The following is a 19722-nucleotide window of genomic DNA, read 5'->3' on the forward strand; positions in this document are numbered from 1 at the left end:
TTAACCCTTGACCGCGCCGGCGGTCAGGCCGCGCACGAAATATTTGCCTGCGAATACATAGACGAGAATGGTCGGCAATGCGGCAATCAGCGCAGCGGACATATCCACGTTGTATTCCTTGACCGAAGTGGATGTGTTGGCGAGGTTGTTCAGCCCCACGGTGATCGGTTTGCTGTCGCCGGCCGAGAACACCACGCCAAACAGGAAGTCGTTCCAGATCTGCGTGAACTGCCAGATCAGCACCACCATGATGATGGGGGTGGACATCGGGATGATGATGCGCAGGAAAATCCGCCAGAAGCCCGCGCCATCGAGGCGGGCCGCCTTGATCAGCTCATCCGGGATGCTCACGTAGTAGTTGCGGAAGAACAGCGTGGTCGATGCCAGGCCGTAGATCACGTGCACGGTCACCAAGCCGGCAATCGAGTTGGCAATGCCGAACCAGCCCAGCGTCTGCGCCATCGGCAGCAGTACCACCTGGAACGGGATGAACACGCCGAACAGGATCAATGCAAACGTCAGCTCGGAACCGCGAAAGCGCCACTTGGAGAGCACGTAGCCATTCAGCGCGCCCAGCGTGGTGGAAATCAGCACCGCAGGGATAACCATGCGGATCGAGTTCCAGAAGAACGGCTGCAAGCCGCTGCAATCCACGCCGGTACATGCGCCGGACCATGCCTTGCCCCAAGCCTCGAACGAAATACCGGTCGGCAGCGACAACAGGTTGCCGGCACGGATCTGATCCATCGTCTTGATGGACGTAATCACCATTACATACAGCGGCAGCAGGTAATACAGGGCTGCCACCAGCAGCGCTGCGTACAGCGCACCACGCCAGAATTTAGGCATTGCGGTTTCCTCGCAGCTCGGAATAAAGATAAGGCACAACGATGGCGGCAACAGTCATCAGCATCATGGTGGCGCTGGCAGCACCCAAGCCGGTCTGGCCGCGGGTGAAGGCCATCGAGTACATGAAGGTGGCCGGCACGTCGGACGCAAAGCCCGGGCCGCCACCAGTCAGCGCCATCACCAGGTCGAAGCTCTTGATGGCGATATGGCACAGGATCATCAGCGTGGAGAAGAACACCGGGCGCAGTGCCGGCAGGATGATCTTCCAGTAAATGCGTGGCAACGATGCACCGTCGATCTGGGCCGCCTTGATGATGGATTCATCGATGCCGCGCAGGCCGGCCAGGAACAGCGCCATCACGAAGCCGGACGATTGCCACATGGCGGCAATCACCACGGTGTAGATCGACATGTCGGTATTCACCAGCCAGTCGAAGGTGAAGTTGGCAAAGCCCCAGTCGTGCATGAGCTTTTCCAGGCCCAGGCCCGGGTTGAGCATCCATTTCCATGCGGTACCGGTCACGATGAACGACAGCGCCATCGGGTACAGGTAAATGGTGCGCAGCGCGCCTTCAGCGCGGATTTTCTGGTCGAGCAGGATGGCAAGGAAGATCCCTACTGCCATCGCGCCGCCAATGAACAGGCCACCGAAAATGAACAGGTTCTTCACGGCAACCCACCAGCGCTCGCTAGCAAACAGCGCCTGGTATTGAACGATGCCGGCCCATTCGAAATTGGGCAACAGGCGTGAACTGGTGAAGGACAGGTAGCCATTCCAGGCGATGAAGCCGTAGACGAAGAAAATCGTCAGCAGGAACGACGGTGCCAAAACCAGCCGGGGCAACCAACGCTCCGCAAATCCGTAATGCGCGGACTGAGTTGGGTTAGACATGGCAGGGGTTCTCCGGGGACCGGGTTGATCTTGTTTTAGGTATGAGGGCGTCGTGACTGCCGCGGCGGTAAGCCACGGCAGTCCGACCTTCGCTGCCGCCCGGTCAGGCGGTGGCGAGCTGGCAGAGCCGTATTACTTGGTCTTGGCTGCGGTCGCGAGCTTGTCGGCTGCAGACTTGGCAGTCATGTTGTCGTCGTTCCAGAACTGCGACACCACGTCGTAGATCGCGCCTTGCGTAGCCGAATGCATGGCCATGCCGTGGGCGAACGACGGCACCAGTGTGCCGGACTTGTTGTCTGCAGCGAAGTCCTTGGCCGATTGCTTGCCGCATTCGTCGAACTTGCTCATGTCAGCACCCAGGCGAACCGGGATCGAGCCCTTGTTCAGATTGAAGATTTCCTGGAATTGCGGGCTGACCAGCGTGGAAGCGAGGTCGTTCTGGCCCTTCACGGCATCCTTGTTGGCCAGTTTGAACATCGCGAAGCTGTCGATGTTGAAGGTGTAGGCGTTGGCGGTGCCCGGTGCGGCTACGCACAGGAAGTCCTTGCCCGGTACCTTGCCAGCGGCAAGGAACTCGCCCTTGGCCCAGTCACCCATGAACTGCATGGCAGCCTTGCCATTGATGACCATCGAGGTAGCCAGGTTCCATTCGCGACCGGCAGCATTCTTGTCGGTGAACGGTTTGATCTTCTTGTAGGTTTCCAGCACCTTGACCATGGTGGCGCTCTTGAGCGTGTTCTGGTCGAGGCTGATGAAGGCCTTCTTGTAGAAATCGACGCCGCCGACACCCAGTGCCACGGTTTCGAATACGGTGGAATCCTGCCATGGCTGGCCACCGTAGGCCACCGGCTGGATGCCGGCTTTCTGCAGCGCTTCTGCGGTCTTGAAGAATTCGTCCCAAGTGGTCGGTGCCTTGGCATTGACCTTCTTGAGCAGCTCCGGGTTCACCCACAGCCAGTTCACGCGGTGCACATTCACCGGTGCTGCCACGTAGTGGCCCTTGTACTTCATGGTGTCGATCACGACTTTGGGCAGAACCTTGTCCCAGCCATCGGCCTTGGCCACATCATCCAGCGAGGCCAGCACGCCTTCATCACCCCACTCCTGGATGGCCGGGCCCTTGATCTGTGCTGCTGCGGGCGGGTTGCCCGAAACCACGCGTGTCTTCAGCGCAGTCATCGCGTTTTCGCCAGCGCCACCAGCAACTGCGAAATCCTTCCACTTGTCGCCCTTGGCTTCGAGCATCTTCTTGAGCTCGCCAGCCGCTTTGGCTTCACCACCGGATGTCCACCAGTGGAGTACTTCAACTTCAGCCGCGTTGGCTGCGAAAGCAACGGTCATAGCCGCTGCACAGAGCGTGATACGCAGGGTTTGCATTTTCTCCGATCTCCTAGGCTCAGGCCGCCCCATGGCAGGGCCCGATGCACCACATTAGGCTATGAAACCTGCAGTAGAAATCAGGTAATCACCGGTCAGGGTGGCTACCTAAGGTGAAGACCTTACGAAAATCGGAAGATTGAGCGTTATTCCGGCAAATTGTGCACCAAACGCAACCTAAAACACCTTGAGGTGCACAAAAACGCAACAGGATCAGAAGCCGGTCCAGGTGCCGATCAGCACGCGCGTCACGTTATCCTCGCCGCTGGCCATACTGAAGCCATCGATGCTGAAACCGTGCGCCGGTTGATCGTATTTCTGGTAGCGGGCCTGCAGAAAAGCGCTGGTATCTTTTGACAAGGTGTAATCCCACTGAAACGCCAGTTGGTCTATGTCGCTGCCGAAACTTCTGCCATTGAGTTCCGCCGCGTCCAGATGCTGGTACGACAGGGTCACCAGCTGCTTGCCAAAGCCATAACCCGCGCCGATCAGGTACTGGTTCAGCTTGACCTCGTCGGCGTGCAATTCCCACTTGTTGGTTTTGTAACCGGCACGCAAATTGAATGCGCCAAAACGCACCCGCGCCCCCAGGTGCGCCAGCGTACTTCTGGCACCGGCAACGGCTACGTCCGTGGTGATCACCCCGTTGCCGACAATCGCGCTGGAGCCAACGATTGCATCCTCGTTGACCTGGTATCCCGCATCGATATTGAACATCTCGCTGCCGTAGCCACCGCTGATGTCATAGCCATTGGTATTGAGGTTGTCGTCCTGCGAGCCCAGCTTGTATTGCGCTGCAAAGCTGAAACCACCCCACTTCGGAGAGAAGTAAGCGACGGTATCGCCCCAGTTCACCGCATAAGCGCCAATGTCAGCCCACAGGTTGCCGGAGCCCTTCACGCCATACGGCCAGTCCATCTGCAGGTAGGTATTGGTCATTTGGTTACCAAACCGCAGTTCACCCCAGCTGCCCGCGTAACCGATCCAGGCTTCGCGCAGGCCGAACGAGTCAAAACGGTAGTCAGTCGCCACCTTCTGGGCTAGACGCCATTTCAGGGTATCGCCGGTATCCAGCTTGTCGCTGCCATCAAGGTTGATCACGATGGCGATTTCTTCCAGCAGCTTGCCATCCCCATTCGGGGTGTTGTTGGTGCGGTAGAACAGATCCATTTCAGCAGAACCGTTGATGGCAACCTCGGCCACGGCCGGCATCGCAACAGCGGCAGCCAGTGTGGCGACAAGCGAAATGCGTTTGAACATGCCCGAGTTCTCCTGATGCAAATGGTGTTTTGATAGCAAGTGGAAACCAGCATTGTTGCCATGAAGGTACTACCGCTAACACGGCGATGGATGCCTAGTCAGCGTAGACCCGGCACAATCAATCCGCAACGGATTATGACTTCGGCATGAATATGCCACTGTGCGGCGCCACAGCCATGTTGTGCATCACTGCAAAAGATGGGGCATGCGGCGTTTCAGACCAGAAAGGATCACGCATCTTGCGGGCAGCAGACGGGCGGGGAAGCTGGCTGAGTCGGGGCCAGGCTTGCACGGTGGGCTGCTGAGTACGTGTGATCAGCCCAGCAGGGGGCGCAGAGCATTGGCTCAATCCGCTGCAATGCGGCGGATAAGCATCTGGATCCATAGCAATTGCGGAAGACCCCATTCGGGGAACCACCAAAGCAAAGCCCATGCAGAAAAAGGAATGCGATGATGGCAGCGATAACAGACAGGCCAGACAGCAATGATCGTGCCTTTGGCGGCATGAAACCTGCGTATCCGGAGCGCCAATAGAAAAAGGCGGCCGAAGCCGCCTTTTTCAAGCTTTAAACCGTCTCAAACGAGTCGATTAGAAGCCAGTCCAGGTACCAACCAGGATACGCGAGACATTGTCGTCCTTGCCATTCCAACCATCGATTGCCCAGCTCGGCAGCTTCGACTTGGAAGCATCGTCAAACTTTTGATAACGGGCTTGCAGGAACGCGCCAGTGTTCTTGGACAGGCTGTAGTCCCACTGGAAGGCCAGTTGGTCGATATCGCTACCAACCGAATTGCCGTTCAGTTCTGCGCCATCCAGATGCTGGTACGACAGGGTGATGTTGTTCTTGCCGAAGCCGTAGCCACCGCCAATCAGGTATTGGTTCAGCTTAACGTCGTCCGAACCCTTTTCCCACTTGTTAGCCTTGTAGGCTGCGCGGATGTTGAAGGCGCCGAAACGAACGCGACCACCGATGTGGCCCAGTTCTGTCTTGGCATCAGCAGCAACCAGGTCGCCAGTAACTTGACCGTTGCCGCCAACTGCGAAAGTGCCGACCAGTTGGTCGTTGTGCACTTGGTAGCCGCCGTCGATGTTGAACACGTCGTTACCGTAGCCACCGCTGATGTCGTAGCCGTTGGTGTTGGTTGCATCATCTTGCGAACCCAGCTTGTACTGAGCTGCGAAGCTGAAACCGCCCCAGTTCGGCGAGAAGTAGGAAACTGCATCACCCCAGTTCACCGAGTAAGCGCCCAGGTCAGCCCAGAGGTTGCCCGAACCCTTCACGCCGTACGGCCAGTCCATTTGCAGGTAGGTGTTGGTGAATTGGTTACCGAAACGCAGTTCACCCCAGCTACCAGCGTAGCCGATCCATGCTTCGCGCTTACCGAACGAATCGTAACGGTAGTCAGTAGCAACCTTCTGAGCCAGACGCCACTTCAGGGTGTCGCCGGTGTCCAGCTTGTCGCTGCCGTCGAGGTTGATAACGATTGCAACTTCTTCCAGCAGCTTGCCATCACCGTTCGGGGTGTTGTTAGTGCGGTAGAAAAAGTCCATTTCAGCGGAGCCGCTGATAGCAACTTCAGCAAAAGCCGGAGCGGCGAAAGCACCTGCAACAGCAGCGGCAACCAGAACACGCTTAAACATTATTAATTCTCCTAGATACGAGAGTTGGTTTTAAAACCAGCTTAGTAACAGCAAACTTTGCATCGTGAACCGATACAACCTTGCTCTACGGACCAAGATTAAGGGAGTCGCCGGGCTCGGGCAAACCAGATTGGTACGTCTCGCGCAAAACGTGGTATTCGCGCAACACTCGCCTAACAGAGCAATGTTACAAACAAAAAAACCGCCGGTAGAACCGGCGGTTTTGCTGGAAAGCAACGGTATTACTTGGCGTTCCAGAGTGCCTTGGTGGTGTCGAGCATGCGGTTGGAGAAACCCCATTCGTTGTCGTACCAAGCCAGCACCTTCACCAGCGTACCGTGGCTGACCTTGGTCTGGGTCGAATCATAGGTGCTGGAAGCAGCATCGTGATTGAAGTCGACCGATACCAGCGGCTTGGTGTTGTAGTTGAGAATGCCTTTCAGCTCTCCTTCCGACGCGGCCTTCAGCACGGCATCGATTTCTTCCTTGCTGGTTTCACGTGCGGCGGTGAAAGTCAGGTCGACCAGCGACACGTTGATCGTCGGTACGCGCACCGAGAAACCATCCAGGCGGCCATTCAGTTCCGGCAGCACCAGGCCAACCGCAGCGGCAGCGCCGGTCTTGGTCGGGATCATGCTGTGGGTGGCTGAACGTGCACGGCGCAGGTCACTGTGGTACACGTCCGTCAGCACCTGGTCGTTGGTGTAGCTGTGGATGGTGGTCATCAGGCCGGATACGATGCCGATCTTGTCGTGCAGCGGTTTGGCCAGCGGGGCCAGGCAGTTGGTGGTGCACGATGCATTGGAAATGACGGTATCCGATGCCTTGAGGATATTGTGGTTCACACCGAACACGATGGTGGCGTCGACGTCATTGCCACCCGGAGCGGAAATCACCACTTTCTTGGCGCCGGCAGCGATGTGTGCGGACGCCTTTTCCTTGCTGGTGAAGAAGCCGGTGCATTCGAGCACGACATCGATGCCCAGGTCTTTCCACGGCAGGTCAGCCGGGTTGCGCTGTGCACACACCTTGATCTTGTCGCCATTGATGACGAGGTATTCACCTTCCACCGACACGTCGGCATTGAAGCGACCGTGCACGGTATCGTACTGGGTCAGGTGGGCATTGGTTTCAGCGTTGCCGAGGTCGTTGATGGCAACGATCTGGAATTCATCGGTACGGCCGGATTCATACAGCGCGCGCAGTACGTTGCGGCCGATACGGCCATAGCCATTGATGGCGATGCGGATTGCCATGATGAGTCTCCTTGAGATTGATCTGCGGTGCGAAAAGTATTTGGTGCAAGTATGCCAGCATCGAATGGCAAGCACATTGCGCGAGAACAACAAGAGGCCGTTTCAAACGGCCTCCCGGACGGATGGGATTACTTGCCGAGTGCAGCGGCTTCGCGTGCGATGGCGGTAATGCCGGCCCAGTCGCCAGCGGCAACCAGGTCTTTCGGACAGAGCCACGAACCACCGACGCAACCGACATTGGGCAAGGCAAGCAATTTCGGAGCGGATTCCACGGTCACGCCGCCAGTCGGACAGAACAATGCCTGCGGCAGCGGGCCACCCAGTGCCTTGAGCATGCCGTAGCTGCCAGCCTGCTCGGCCGGGAACAGCTTGAGCGCATCGAAGCCCTCTTCCAGCGCGGCAATCACTTCGGACGGTGTCATCACGCCTGGCAGCAGCGGAATGCCTGCTTCACGAGCGGCAGCGGCCAGCTTGGGCGTCAGGCCCGGGGTCACCGCGAACACGGCACCCGCGGCCTTGGCTTCGGCAAACTGTTCCGGACGCACTACGGTACCGACACCAACGATGGCTTCCGGCACACTTTCGGCAATGGCCTTGACCGCCGCCAGCGCAACCGGTGTACGCAGGGTGACTTCCAATACCTTGATGCCACCTGCAACCAAAGCACGTGCCAGCGGCACTGCGGTTTCCAGATCGTCGATCACGATGACCGGCATCACCGGGCACGAGCGCATGATTTCTCGAATTTGCATGGTCTGTTTTCTTGCTGGTTCGTTGATCAAAACCCGCCCCTGGGCGAGCGTGCCGGAATCGATACCGGCGTTTGAACCGGACGATAGCCCGGCGATACTGCGAAATATGTATCTCTAATTAGTGCGCGAGGCCCAGCGAGATCGCACCCTCTTCTGCACCGGTTGCCGACGCACGGAAGCTGGCAAACAGCTCGCGGCCCATACCATGGCCATTCTTGGCCATATCGGCGGTGGCGCAGTCGCGCTTGGCCCACTCAACCGGGGCCACCTTTGCTTCGATCACGCCCAGTTCGGCGTCCAGGCGGATCACGTCACCATCGCGCACCTTGCCGAGCGGGCCGCCGGACAGGACTTCAGGCGTCATGTGGATGGCGGACGGCACCTTGCCGGATGCGCCGGACATGCGGCCATCGGTCACCAGCGCCACCTTGAAACCGCGATCCTGCAACACACCCAGCGCCGGGGTCAGCTTGTGCAACTCCGGCATGCCATTGGCACGCGGGCCTTGGAAGCGCAGCACGGCAACGAAATCCTTTTCCAGCTCACCGCGCTGGAATGCTTCCAGCATGTCGTCCTGGTCATCGAACACGATGGCCGGCGCTTCGACCACACGGTGCTCCGGCGCAACCGCCGAGACCTTGATCACCGAACGACCAACGTTGCCGGACAGCAGGCGCAGACCGCCATCCGCACTGAAGGGGCTGCTGGCCGGGCGCAATACGCTGTCGTCACCCGACTGGGCCGGCGCATCCCGCCATTCGGCATGACCATCGATCAGGAATGGCTCTTGCGCATAGCGGCGCAGTCCGTGGCCGGCGACAGTCAGCACGTCGTCGTGCAGATGACCGGAATCGACCAGCTCGCGGATCAGGTAGCCCATGCCGCCTGCGGCATGGAAATGGTTCACGTCCGCCGAGCCATTCGGATAGACGCGCGCCAGCAGCGGCGTCACTTCGGACAGATCGTGGAAATCATCCCAGTTGATCTCGATGCCGGCTGCCTTGGCAATGGCGATCAAATGGATGGTGTGATTGGTGGAGCCGCCAGTCGCCAGCAGGCCGACAATACCGTTGACGATGGCTTTTTCATCCACCACCTTGCCCACCGGAATGAATTCTTCGCCCAGCGCGGTGATCCGCGCGGCGCGGCGGCCAGCCGCGGCGGTAAGCGCATCCCGCAACGGGGTGTTGGGATTGACGAAAGCGGCGCCCGGCAAATGCAGGCCCATCACTTCCATCAGCATCTGGTTGGAGTTGGCGGTACCGTAGAAGGTACAGGTGCCCGCGCCGTGATAGCTGCCCTCTTCGGACGCCAGCAACTCATCGCGACCGCACTTGCCCTCGGCAAACAGCTGACGCACCTTGGCTTTGTCTTTGTTGGAAATGCCCGATGTCATCGGCCCGGCAGGCACGAACACCGCCGGCAGATGGCCGAACTGCAATGCACCGATCAGCAGGCCCGGAATGATCTTGTCACAGACGCCCAGATACACTGCAGCATCGAACACATTGTGCGACAGTGCTACTGCCGTGCTCATGGCGATCACGTCGCGACTGAACAGGCTCAGCTCCATGCCCGGCTGGCCTTGCGTCACGCCATCGCACATGGCGGGTGTGCCACCAGCGTATTGCGCGGTGGCGCCGGCTTCGCGCACGGCAGCCTTGATGATGGCAGGGAAGGTTTCCAGCGGCTGGTGCGCGGACAGCATATCGTTGTAGGACGACACGATGCCGATGTTGGGCTGGCGCATTTCGCGCATCATGATCTTGTCGTTTTCCGGTGCCGCTGCCCATGCGTGCGCCTGGTTGGTACAGGCAAGGCCCTTGCGCATCGGCTCCTTCGCCGCGGCAGCTTCCAGGCGCTGCAGATAGCGGGCGCGCGATGGGCGGCTGCGCTCGATGATGCGCTGGGTCACTTCATTCAGGCGAGGGTGCAAAGGGCGGGACGACATTGACAAGCTCCGGGTCAAGCGGTAGCGACAAACAACGATCGCACCGCGAAAAATCAAGCGTAGTTTTACTACAGACGCACTACAAATTCAACTGTAAGCATGCAGGAAACCCTCGGTGGTGCATTGCAGCAACAGTCAGCATCAGCGCGGGTTTGCAGCATTTGCGCTGCTTCGGTGCCCGTGCACCAATCTGGCAAAACAAAACCGTTTGCGTGCAATTTTCGGGGTGTAGTAAGATTACAAAGTCTTACTACATCCAACCTCGGCACGGCCGTCGATTTTCGCATGCGCCGACGCAGTTTCCGAGCCCAGAACAACAGAGGAACTCTCCGCAATGACCGCGATCGACGCTTTTGATATGGTGCTGTTCGGTGGCACCGGTGATTTGGTAATGCGCAAATTGCTGCCTGCACTGTATCACCAGCACCAGGATGGTAACCTGCCTGCCGAAGGCCGCCTGATCTGTCTCGGCCGCAGCGTACCCGACACCGCAGCCTACCTCGACAAAGCTCACGGTCTGGCCAAGGGCTACCTGGGCAGTGCCTACAACGATGCAGACTGGGCTTCTTTCGCAGCCCGCATCCAGTATCTGAAGCTGGACGCGAATCAGCCAGAAGAATTCCAGAAACTGGCCGACGTGCTGGGCGAATACCCCAACCGCTCCCGCGTATTCTACCTCTCCACTGCGCCGGATCTGTTCGCACCGATCTCGAAGAGCCTGGCAGGCGTTGGCCTGAACAAGGGCAATTCGCGCGTGGTACTGGAAAAACCGCTGGGCCACGACCTGGCGTCCTCCAACAAGATCAGCCACGAAGTGGGCGAGTTCTTCCAGGAACAGCAAATCTACCGGATCGACCACTACCTGGGCAAAGAGCCGGTGCTGAACCTGATCGCGCTGCGCTTCGGCAATACCTTGCTGGAACCGCTGTGGCGCCGTGAATGGATCCGCGATGTACAGATCACCGTGACCGAGCAGGTTGGCGTGGAAACCCGTGCCGACTTCTACGACAAGGCCGGTGCGCTGCGCGACATGATCCAGAACCACCTGTTGCAATTGCTGACCATCGTGGCGATGGAGCCGCCGGCCAGCATCGACGGCGATGCGGTGCGTGATGAAAAGCTCAAGATCCTGCGCGCGCTCAAGCCACTGACTACCGAAACCGTGCACAGCCACGTGGTGCGCGGCCAGTACCGTGCCGGCGCCATCAACGGCAAGCCGGTGCAAGGCTACCTGGAAGAACCGGGCGTGCCCGCTTCGTCCAAGACTGAAACCTTCGTGGCGTTGAAGGCCGAAATCCAGACCTGGCGCTGGGCTGGCGTACCGTTCTACCTGCGTACCGGCAAACGCCTGCAAGAGCGTCTGGCCGAGATCGTCATCAACTTCCGCGAAGCACCGCACTCCATTTTCGGCCGCACCGCCACGCCCAACCGCCTGGTGATCCGCCTGCAGCCGGATGAATCGGTACGCCTGTACCTGATGGCCAAGGAGCCGGGCAACCAGTTCCGCCTGCGCCCGGTACATCTGGATCTCGACTTCAAGGAATTCTTCTCGGCACGCAGCCCGGAAGCGTACGAACGCCTGCTGATGGACGTGATCCGCGGCGACCTGTCGCTGTTCGTGCGTCGCGACGAACTGCAAGCTGCGTGGAAATGGGTCGAGCCCATCATCGACAGCTGGGAAAACAGCAGCGAAGGCCCCAAGCCGTACACCGCAGGGACCTGGGGGCCGGCAGCGGCTTCGGCACTGCTGTCGCGCGACGGCATGTCCTGGCACGAAGAAGCCTGACCGGCAGCGCCGGGCCACGTGCCCGGACCGCCACGCAGCCGCTGTCCATCAACGGCTTGCGTGGCCCGCCCGAAGCCAAACCGCCCACCACACACCCTGAAGGTTACCGATGTCCCTGCAATGGCATGAATTTGCATCCAAAGAACAACTCGACGCGCAACTGGCGCACGCGCTGGCTGCCGACCTGAATGCGGCCATTGCCGAACGCGGCATCGCCGGCATTGCCGTTTCGGGCGGCCGTACCCCGGCCGGCATGTTCAAGGCGCTGGGCGAACAGCCCATCGACTGGTCCCGCGTGGTGATCACGCTGGTGGACGAGCGCTGGGTGCCGGTTGACCACGCCGACAGCAACGAGCGTACCGTGCGCCAGAACCTGCTGGTGGGTGCGGCGGCCGCAGCACGCTTCATCTCGCCGGTTTCCACCGCGGCCACGCCGCACGAAGGCGCAGCGGAAATCGAGGCACGCCTTGCCGCACTGCCCTCGCCCATCGACGTGCTGATCCTCGGCATGGGCGACGATGGCCATACCGCATCGCTGTTCCCCGCTGCGGCAGAACTCGAAGCCGCCTGCGCATCCACCGCGCTGGTGGCTGCGGTCACCCCGCCAGCTGCACCGCACCAGCGCATCACCCTCACACTGCCGACCATTGCCAAGGCGCGGCACGTGATCGTGCACATTACTGGCGAAGGCAAGAAATCGCTGCTAGAAACCGCCATGGCAGAACAGAAAACAGTCACCGAGCAATACCCGATTCGCCGCGTGCTTGACCAGGTTGTCGGGCACAAAGACGTGTTCTGGGCGGCCTGACCGGCGCACAGCAACCACAAGAGACGGGGCTTTCTGTGAACAGCAGACTGCCCCGCTGTTTCAAGTAGCGGCCCAATCGGACGCCCACTGGGCTTCGATTTTCAAGAGAGCGATGCATGCTGGAACGAATTAAAACCATGATCGACAGCCTGTCCAGATCCGAGCGCAAAGTCGCCGAACTGGTACTGGCACAACCGAATCTGGTGGCCAATGCGCCGATCGCACAGATCGCCGAACTGGCCGAAGTCTCGCAACCGACAGTGATCCGCTTTTGTCGCTCCCTCAATTGTTCGGGCCTGCAGGATTTCAAGTTGCGCCTGACACGCAGTCTGGTGTCCGGCGTGCCTTATGTGCACTCGATGGTGTCTGCCGAGGATTCGGCCCACGATCTGGCCAAGAAGCTGTTCGACAACAACATCTCCCACCTGCTGCGCTGCCGCAACGAACTCGATACCGATGTACTGGAGCGCGCGATCAAGGTGCTCTCCAACACGCACAAGATCGAAGTGTGGGGCCAGGGGCAATCCGGTGCGGTGGCCATCGATGCACAGAACAAGTTTTTCCGCCTGGGCGTGCCTACGGTGGCGTATACCGACCCGCACATGCACGGCATGAGCGCATCCATGCTCAAGCCCGGTGATGCGGTGGTGGCGGTATCGAACTCCGGCCGCACGCTCGACCTGATCCGCTCGGTGGAAATTGCCCGCGATGCGGGCGCCGACGTGATCGGCATCACCCATTCCAAATCGCCGTTGGCCAAGCGCTGCAACATCTGCCTGTATGCCGACACGATGGAAGACCCCGATCTGTACACCCCGATGATCACGCGCATCGTGCACCTGGTCATCATCGACGTGCTTGCGGTGGGCGTAGCGCTCAAACGTGGGCCCGAGCTGATCGATCAGCTCGAAAAAATGAAACGCAACCTCAAGGAAAAGCGCGTACGCGGTCACGACAACTGACCGCTGGCGCCCCTGTTTCTGACTCAAGGAAGATTTACGATGTCCAGCTTGACTCAATCACCGGCATGGCTCGCTCTGGCAGAGCACTTCAAGGAAGTGCAAGGCCAGCATATGCGCGAGTTGTTCGAACAAGACCCGCAGCGCTTCGAGAAATTCTCGCTCGAATCCGGTGGCCTGTTCTTCGATTATTCGAAGAACCGCGTCACCGAAAAGACCATGGCGCTGCTGTTTGACCTGGCACGCCAGGCCGGCGTGGCCGAGCGCGCGGCAAAGATGTTTGCCGGCGACAAGATCAACATCACCGAAAACCGCGCCGTGCTGCACGTGGCGCTGCGCAACCTCGACAAGAACCCGATCCTGGTCGACGGCGACGATGTGATGCCCAAGGTCAACGCGGTGAAGGAGAAAATGTTCCAGTTCTCCGACGAGATCCGCTCGGGCGAACGTGTCGGCTACACCGGCAAGGCCTTCACCGATATCGTCAACATCGGTATCGGCGGCTCTGACCTGGGCCCGGTGATGGTGTGCAATGCATTGAAGAGCTTTGGCCACCAGCGCCTGAGCATGCATTTTGTTTCCACCGTGGACGGCGACCAGATCGTTTCGATCCTGAAGAACCTGAACCCGGAAACCACGCTGTTCATCGTGGCCTCCAAGACCTTCACCACGCAGGAAACCATCACCAACGCGCGTACCGCGCGGCAGTGGTTCCTCGACCGCGTGGGCAATGAAGCGCACATTGCCAAGCATTTCGTCGCCGTTTCGACCAATGCCAAGGCGGTGGCCGAGTTCGGCATCGATACCGCCAACATGTTCGAATTCTGGGACTGGGTGGGTGGCCGTTATTCGCTGTGGTCTGCCATCGGCCTCGCCATTGCCATTTACCTGGGTCGCCACGACTACCAGGATCTGCTGCATGGTGCTTACACCATGGACGAGCACTTCAAGAACAAGCCGCTGGAACAGAACCTGCCGGTGATCCTGGCCGTGCTGGGCGTGTGGTACATCAACTTCTTCGGCGCGGCCACGCATCTGGTTTCGCCGTACAACCAGAGCCTGCAGCGCTTCCCGGCCTACCTGCAGCAGCTGGACATGGAATCGAACGGCAAGACCGTGGATCTGGACGGCCAGCGCGTCGATTACCAGACAGGCCCGGTGGTATGGGGCGATGCCGGCATCAACGGCCAGCACGCGTACTACCAGATGCTGCATCAGGGCTCGCAACTGGTGCCGATCGATTTCGTCGCCAGCGTGGAACACCCGGAGGTGCCCGAGCCGCACAGCACCATCCTGATGGCCAACTTCTTCGCGCAGACCGAAGCCTTCATGCGTGGCAAGACCGAAGCCGAAGTGCGTGCAGAATTGACCAAGGCCGGCATCACCGGCGAGGCGCAGGATGCACTGGTGCCGCACAAGATCTTCGAAGGCAACCGCCCGACCAACACCATCCTGATGCAGCGGCTGACGCCGCGCCGCCTGGGCGCGCTGATTGCGCTCTACGAACACAAGGTGTTCGTGCAGGGCACCATCTGGAACATCAACTCCTATGATCAGTGGGGCGTCGAACTGGGCAAGCAACTGGCCAAGACGGTGGAAGCAGACCTGAACACCACCGGGCTGACCAGCAGCCACGATGCGTCGACCAACGGCCTCATCAACTACTACAAGCGGAATACCCCGCGCTAACCGCCCGCAGGGCCCCGCCTCAACCCGAGGCGGGGAAAGCAGGCAGACATAGATCAACCACCAAGTGAGAGTGACAATGGCAGAGCAGCATCATGACCTCGACCCCCAGGAAACGCGCGAGTGGCTTGAAGCCCTTGATGGCGTGCTGGAACAGGAAGGCGCGGAGCGCGCCCACTTCCTGGTCGAACAACTGATCGACCATGCCCGCAAGGATGGCGTGAACATTCCGTACACCGCCACCACTGCGTACATCAACACGATTCCGCAGCACCTGGAGGCCAAAAGCCCGGGTAACCACAGCTATGAAGAGCGCATCCGCTCGTACACACGCTGGAATGCTGCGGCGATGGTGGTCAAGGCCAACCGCGGCGATGCCGAGCCGGGCGGTCACATCACTTCGTTTGCATCTGCTGCTGCACTGTATGACGTGGGCTGGAACCATTTCTGGCATGCACCGAGCGACAATCACGGCGGCGACCTGGTGTACTTCCAGGGCCACAGCGCACCGGGCATGTACGCACGTGCATTTCTGGAAGGCCGCATTACCGAAGAGCAACTGAACAAGTTCCGCCGAGAGGTGGACGGTGGCGGCCTGTCTTCGTACCCGCACCCGTGGCTGATGCCGAACTTCTGGCAGTTCCCCACCGTATCGATGGGCCTCGGCCCCATCATGGCCATCTACCAGGCCCGCTTCATGAAGTACCTGCACGACCGCGGCTTTACCCAGAAGGGTGACCGCAAGGTATGGGCATTCATGGGCGACGGCGAAATGGACGAGCCGGAATCCCTGGGTGCGATCTCGCTGGCTGGCCGCGAGAAGCTCGACAACCTGGTGTTCGTGATCAACTGTAATCTGCAGCGCCTGGATGGCCCGGTGCGCGGTAACGGCAAGATCATCCAGGAACTGGAAGGCGATTTCCGCGGTTCCGGCTGGAACGTGATCAAGGTGGTATGGGGTTCGGGCTGGGATGCCCTGCTGGCGCGCGACAAGAAAGGCGTGCTGCAGAAGCGCATGCTCGAAGTGGTGGATGGTGAATACCAGACCTACAAGTCGAAAGACGGCGCGTACGTACGCGAGTACTTCTTCAACTCGCCCGAGCTGAAAGAGCTGGTTTCCAATATGTCGGATGACGACATCTGGCGCCTGACCCGTGGCGGCAATGACCCGCACAAGGTGTATGCCGGCTACAAGGCTGCCGTGGAGCACAAGGGCGCACCGACGCTGCTGCTGGTGAAAACCGTCAAGGGCTACGGCATGGGTTCTGCTGGTGAATCGCAGAACGTGGCGCACCAGACCAAGAAATTGTCCGACGACGACATGCTGCATCTGCGCGACCGCTTCAAGATTCCGCTCACCGATGAAGAGGCCAAGGCTTGCAAGTTCTACCTGCCGCCGGCCGATGCACCGGAAATGAAATACATGCACGAACGCCGTGGCGCGCTGGGTGGCTACCTGCCCGCCCGCAACCCGGTGAACGAGCCGCTGGAAGTACCGGCGCTGGATGCCTTCAAGGCACAGCTGGAAAGCACCGGCGAGCGCGAGATGTCCACCACCATGGCCTTTGTGCGCATCATGAACACGCTGGTGAAGGACAAGAACATCGGCAAGCGCGTGGTACCGATCGTGCCGGATGAATCGCGTACTTTCGGCATGGAAGGCATGTTCCGCCAGTTGGGCATCTGGTCGCACGTGGGCCAGCTGTATGCACCGCAGGATGCCGACCAGCTGATGTTCTACAAGGAATCGACCGACGGGCAGATCCTGCAGGAAGGCATCAACGAAGCCGGCGCGATGGCCGACTGGATTGCTGCGGCCACCTCGTACGCCAACCACGGCGTGACGATGATTCCGATCTACATCTACTACTCGATGTTCGGCTTCCAGCGCGTGGGCGATCTGGCCTGGGCAGCAGGTGACCTGCGTGCACGCGGCTTCCTGGTGGGCGGCACTGCCGGGCGCACCACGCTGAACGGCGAAGGCCTGCAGCACCAGGACGGCCACGGCCACCTGTTTGCCGAGTTCATCCCGAACTGCGTGTCGTACGACCCGACCTTTGCCTACGAGCTGGCAGTGATCGTGCAGAACGGCATGAAGCGCATGTACCAGGATCAGGAAAACATCTACTACTACCTGTCGGTGATGAACGAGAACTACACCCACCCGGCCATGCCGGCAGGTGCAGAGGAAGGCATCATCAAGGGCATGTACCTGTTCCGCGAAGGTGCGGCCGATGCCAAGCTGAAGGTACAGTTACTGGGTTCGGGCACCATCTTCCGCGAAGTGATTGCCGCGGCCGAACTGCTGAAGGCCGATTTTGGCGTGGATGCGGACATCTGGTCTGCCACCAGCCTGAACGAGCTCAAGCGCGACGGCATGGCCGCAGAACGCTACAACCTGCTGCACCCGACCGGTGAACAGCAGGTGCCGTACGTGACCAGCCTGCTGCAGGATCGCCAGGGCCCGGTGATTGCCGCGACGGACTACAAGCGCGTGTTTGCCGACCAGATCCGCGAGTACGTGCCGCAACGCATGGTGACGCTGGGCACCGATGGTTTCGGCCGTTCGGACAGCCGCCAGCAACTGCGCAAGTTCTTCGAAGTGGACCGTTTCCACGTGGCACTGGCCGCGCTGAAGGCGCTGGCCGACGAAGGCAAGATCGAGCGCGCACGCGTGGCGGAAGCGATTGCCAAGTACGGCATCGAAACCGACCGCCCGGCCCCGTGGACCGTGTAAAGACGTGAGGCACCCGGCGCGCGGCAGCCACGGCAACGACCGTGTTGCCCGTGCCGGATGCTGGCAGAAGCAGGCGGCTGCCTGCTTCTCATCCCTCACCCCTCACAGGATGTGGACATGAGCAACATCATTGAACTGAAGATTCCCGACATTGGCGGCCACGACGGCGTTGATGTCATCGAAGTGCTGGTCAGCGTTGGCGACACCGTGGCCAAGGAACAAAGCCTGATCACGCTGGAAACCGACAAGGCCACCATGGAAGTACCGGCCAGCCATGCCGGCGTGGTGAAGGAAATGAAGATCAAGGTTGGCGACAAGGTTTCCGAAGGCACGGTGGTCCTGTTGCTGGAAGAAGCCGGCGCTGGCGCTGCTGCAGCTGCAGCGGCCCCTGCCGCGAGCCCCGCTCCGGCTGCTGCTCCCGCACCGGCGGTTACACCCGCTGCAGCCCCGGCCAGCACTGCGGCAAGCCAGCGTGTTGAAGTGCATGTGCCCGATATCGGTGGCAGCACCGATGTGGACGTGATCGAAGTGCTGGTGAAGGCTGGCGACACCATTGCGCTGGAACAATCGCTGATCACGCTGGAAACCGACAAGGCGACGATGGAAGTGCCATCGAGCGCAGCCGGCGTGGTGGAAAGCGTGGCAATCAAGGTGGGCGACAAGGCCAGCCAGGGCACGCTGATCCTCACCGTGAAAACCAGCGGTACGACGGCTGCTGCAGCCAGCCCTGCCCCTGCTGCCACACCCGCAGCGGCGGCACCGGCACCTGTTGCCGCAGCTGCTCCGGTAGCGGCACCAGCTGCTGCGCCAGCAGCCAGCACACCGGCCAGGATCGATGAAGCCGGTTTCTCCCGCGCGCATGCCAGCCCGTCGGTGCGCAAGTTTGCACGTGAGCTGGGCGTGGATCTGGGCAAGGTCAAGGGCAGCGGGCCCAAGGGCCGTATCCTCAATGCCGACGTGCAAGGTTATGTGAAAGGCGTCCTGGCTGGCAGCATTGCTGCACCGGTTGCCGCGGCTGGCGGCTCCGGCGCCGGCCTCGACCTGCTGCCGTGGCCGAAGGTCGATTTTGCCAAGTTCGGCCCGGTTGAAGCCAAGCCGCTATCCAAGATCAAGAAGATTTCCGGCGCGAACCTGCATCGCAACTGGGTAGTGATTCCGCACGTCACGTTCAACGACGAGTGCGATATCACCGAGCTGGAAGAATTCCGCAAGAGCATCGGCAAGGAATGGGAAAAATCCGGCCTCAAGCTCTCGCCACTGGCCTTCATCATCAAGGCTGCTGCCGAGGCACTGAAGGCGTTCCCGGAAATGAATTCCTCGCTGGATGGCGACAACCTGATCCTCAAGCAGTACTACCACATCGGTTTTGCAGCGGATACGCCCAATGGCCTGGTGGTGCCGGTGATCAAGGATGCCGACAAGAAGGGCCTGAAGCAGATCGCCAAGGAGCTGACCGACCTGTCGGCACTGGCACGCGAAGGCAAGCTCAAGCCGACCGACATGCAGGGCGCCACCTTCACCATCTCGTCGCTGGGCGGCATTGGCGGCACCAGCTTTACGCCCATCATCAATGCGCCGGAAGTGGCCATCCTGGGGGTGTGCAAGAGTCAGATCAAGCCGGTGTGGAACGGTGCCGCGTTCGAACCGCGCCTGTTGTGCCCGCTGTCGCTGTCGTTCGATCACCGCGTGATCGATGGCGCACAAGCCGGCCGTTTCACGGTTCACCTGGGCAAACTGCTGGCCGACATCCGTCGTCTGGTTCTGTGA

Annotated in this window: 14 protein-coding genes; 6 read left to right on the forward strand and 8 right to left on the reverse strand. The window is 60.1% G+C overall.

Annotated features, from left to right (window positions below; all coding sequences use genetic code 11):
• The 8 genes from IGB42_RS01335 to edd all read right to left on the reverse strand — a co-directional run bounded on the left by IGB42_RS01335 (window position 1) and on the right by edd (window position 9979).
• Window positions 1-849: a carbohydrate ABC transporter permease gene (locus tag IGB42_RS01335; protein ID WP_159665449.1), complete on the reverse strand. Its 849-nt coding sequence runs from the start codon at window positions 847-849 to the stop codon at window positions 1-3.
• The gene (locus IGB42_RS01340) at window positions 842-1741 is read right to left on the reverse strand and encodes a carbohydrate ABC transporter permease (protein WP_159665456.1); all 900 of its coding nucleotides are present in this window, start codon (window positions 1739-1741) and stop codon (window positions 842-844) included. The genes IGB42_RS01335 and IGB42_RS01340 overlap by 8 nt, the downstream gene beginning before the upstream one ends.
• A 132-nt stretch (window positions 1742-1873) precedes the next feature.
• Complete coding sequence (locus IGB42_RS01345; RefSeq protein ID WP_159665479.1) at window positions 1874-3082, reverse strand: ABC transporter substrate-binding protein; 1209 nt, start codon at window positions 3080-3082, stop codon at window positions 1874-1876.
• 249 nt (window positions 3083-3331) lie between these two features.
• The gene (locus tag IGB42_RS01350; protein ID WP_159665484.1) at window positions 3332-4378 is read right to left on the reverse strand and encodes a porin; all 1047 of its coding nucleotides are present in this window, start codon (window positions 4376-4378) and stop codon (window positions 3332-3334) included.
• A 589-nt stretch (window positions 4379-4967) separates the two neighbouring features.
• On the reverse strand, window positions 4968-6020 hold the full coding sequence (locus IGB42_RS01355; RefSeq protein WP_159665488.1) for a porin: 1053 nt from the start codon (window positions 6018-6020) through the stop codon (window positions 4968-4970).
• A gap of 242 nt (window positions 6021-6262) precedes the next feature.
• Window positions 6263-7276, reverse strand: coding sequence for a type I glyceraldehyde-3-phosphate dehydrogenase (gap, locus tag IGB42_RS01360; protein WP_159665506.1), 1014 nt, complete (start codon window positions 7274-7276; stop codon window positions 6263-6265).
• 128 nt (window positions 7277-7404) lie between these two features.
• On the reverse strand, window positions 7405-8028 hold the full coding sequence (locus tag IGB42_RS01365) for a bifunctional 4-hydroxy-2-oxoglutarate aldolase/2-dehydro-3-deoxy-phosphogluconate aldolase (protein WP_159665509.1): 624 nt from the start codon (window positions 8026-8028) through the stop codon (window positions 7405-7407).
• A 118-nt stretch (window positions 8029-8146) separates the two neighbouring features.
• Entirely contained in the window at window positions 8147-9979 is a 1833-nt protein-coding gene (gene edd / locus IGB42_RS01370; RefSeq protein ID WP_159665512.1) for a phosphogluconate dehydratase, read from the reverse strand.
• Window positions 9980-10313: 334 nt separating this feature from the next.
• Here edd and zwf point away from each other — a divergent pair, with 334 nt between their 5' ends.
• The 6 genes from zwf to aceF all read left to right on the forward strand — a co-directional run bounded on the left by zwf (window position 10314) and on the right by aceF (window position 19722).
• Window positions 10314-11765, forward strand: a complete 1452-nt coding sequence (gene zwf / locus IGB42_RS01375; protein WP_159665515.1) for a glucose-6-phosphate dehydrogenase — start codon at window positions 10314-10316, stop codon at window positions 11763-11765.
• A 109-nt stretch (window positions 11766-11874) separates the two neighbouring features.
• Window positions 11875-12573 (forward strand): 6-phosphogluconolactonase, encoded by a 699-nt coding sequence (gene pgl / locus IGB42_RS01380; protein ID WP_159665517.1) that lies wholly within the window; start codon window positions 11875-11877, stop codon window positions 12571-12573.
• A 116-nt stretch (window positions 12574-12689) separates the two neighbouring features.
• Complete coding sequence (hexR, locus tag IGB42_RS01385; protein ID WP_159665519.1) at window positions 12690-13535, forward strand: transcriptional regulator HexR; 846 nt, start codon at window positions 12690-12692, stop codon at window positions 13533-13535.
• A 39-nt stretch (window positions 13536-13574) separates the two neighbouring features.
• The gene (gene pgi, locus IGB42_RS01390; protein WP_159665521.1) at window positions 13575-15221 is read left to right on the forward strand and encodes a glucose-6-phosphate isomerase; all 1647 of its coding nucleotides are present in this window, start codon (window positions 13575-13577) and stop codon (window positions 15219-15221) included.
• A gap of 76 nt (window positions 15222-15297) precedes the next feature.
• Complete coding sequence (gene aceE / locus IGB42_RS01395; RefSeq protein ID WP_159665523.1) at window positions 15298-17955, forward strand: pyruvate dehydrogenase (acetyl-transferring), homodimeric type; 2658 nt, start codon at window positions 15298-15300, stop codon at window positions 17953-17955.
• Between the two features lie 117 nt (window positions 17956-18072).
• Window positions 18073-19722 carry a dihydrolipoyllysine-residue acetyltransferase gene (gene aceF, locus IGB42_RS01400; protein ID WP_159665525.1) on the forward strand — a complete coding sequence of 550 codons (1650 nt, stop codon included), beginning with the start codon at window positions 18073-18075 and terminating at the stop codon, window positions 19720-19722.

Origin of the sequence: Andreprevotia sp. IGB-42, from assembly GCF_009848685.1 — a bacterium.
In the GTDB taxonomy this organism is placed as follows: domain Bacteria; phylum Pseudomonadota; class Gammaproteobacteria; order Burkholderiales; family Chitinibacteraceae; genus Andreprevotia.

Excerpts from the sequence above, each read along its gene's own strand:
- IGB42_RS01335 (WP_159665449.1), bottom strand. The coding sequence starts at position 849 with ATGCCTAAATTCTGGCGTGGTGCGCTGTACGCAGCGCTGCTGGTGGCA.
- IGB42_RS01340 (WP_159665456.1), bottom strand. The coding sequence starts at position 1,741 with ATGTCTAACCCAACTCAGTCCGCGCATTACGGATTTGCGGAGCGTTGG.
- IGB42_RS01345 (WP_159665479.1), bottom strand. The coding sequence starts at position 3,082 with ATGACCGTTGCTTTCGCAGCCAACGCGGCTGAAGTTGAAGTACTCCAC.
- IGB42_RS01350 (WP_159665484.1), bottom strand. The coding sequence starts at position 4,378 with ATGTTCAAACGCATTTCGCTTGTCGCCACACTGGCTGCCGCTGTTGCG.
- IGB42_RS01355 (WP_159665488.1), bottom strand. The coding sequence starts at position 6,020 with ATGTTTAAGCGTGTTCTGGTTGCCGCTGCTGTTGCAGGTGCTTTCGCC.
- gap (WP_159665506.1), bottom strand. The coding sequence starts at position 7,276 with ATGGCAATCCGCATCGCCATCAATGGCTATGGCCGTATCGGCCGCAAC.
- IGB42_RS01365 (WP_159665509.1), bottom strand. The coding sequence starts at position 8,028 with ATGCAAATTCGAGAAATCATGCGCTCGTGCCCGGTGATGCCGGTCATC.
- edd (WP_159665512.1), bottom strand. The coding sequence starts at position 9,979 with ATGTCGTCCCGCCCTTTGCACCCTCGCCTGAATGAAGTGACCCAGCGC.
- zwf (WP_159665515.1), top strand. The coding sequence starts at position 10,314 with ATGACCGCGATCGACGCTTTTGATATGGTGCTGTTCGGTGGCACCGGT.
- pgl (WP_159665517.1), top strand. The coding sequence starts at position 11,875 with ATGTCCCTGCAATGGCATGAATTTGCATCCAAAGAACAACTCGACGCG.
- hexR (WP_159665519.1), top strand. The coding sequence starts at position 12,690 with ATGCTGGAACGAATTAAAACCATGATCGACAGCCTGTCCAGATCCGAG.
- pgi (WP_159665521.1), top strand. The coding sequence starts at position 13,575 with ATGTCCAGCTTGACTCAATCACCGGCATGGCTCGCTCTGGCAGAGCAC.
- aceE (WP_159665523.1), top strand. The coding sequence starts at position 15,298 with ATGGCAGAGCAGCATCATGACCTCGACCCCCAGGAAACGCGCGAGTGG.
- aceF (WP_159665525.1), top strand. The coding sequence starts at position 18,073 with ATGAGCAACATCATTGAACTGAAGATTCCCGACATTGGCGGCCACGAC.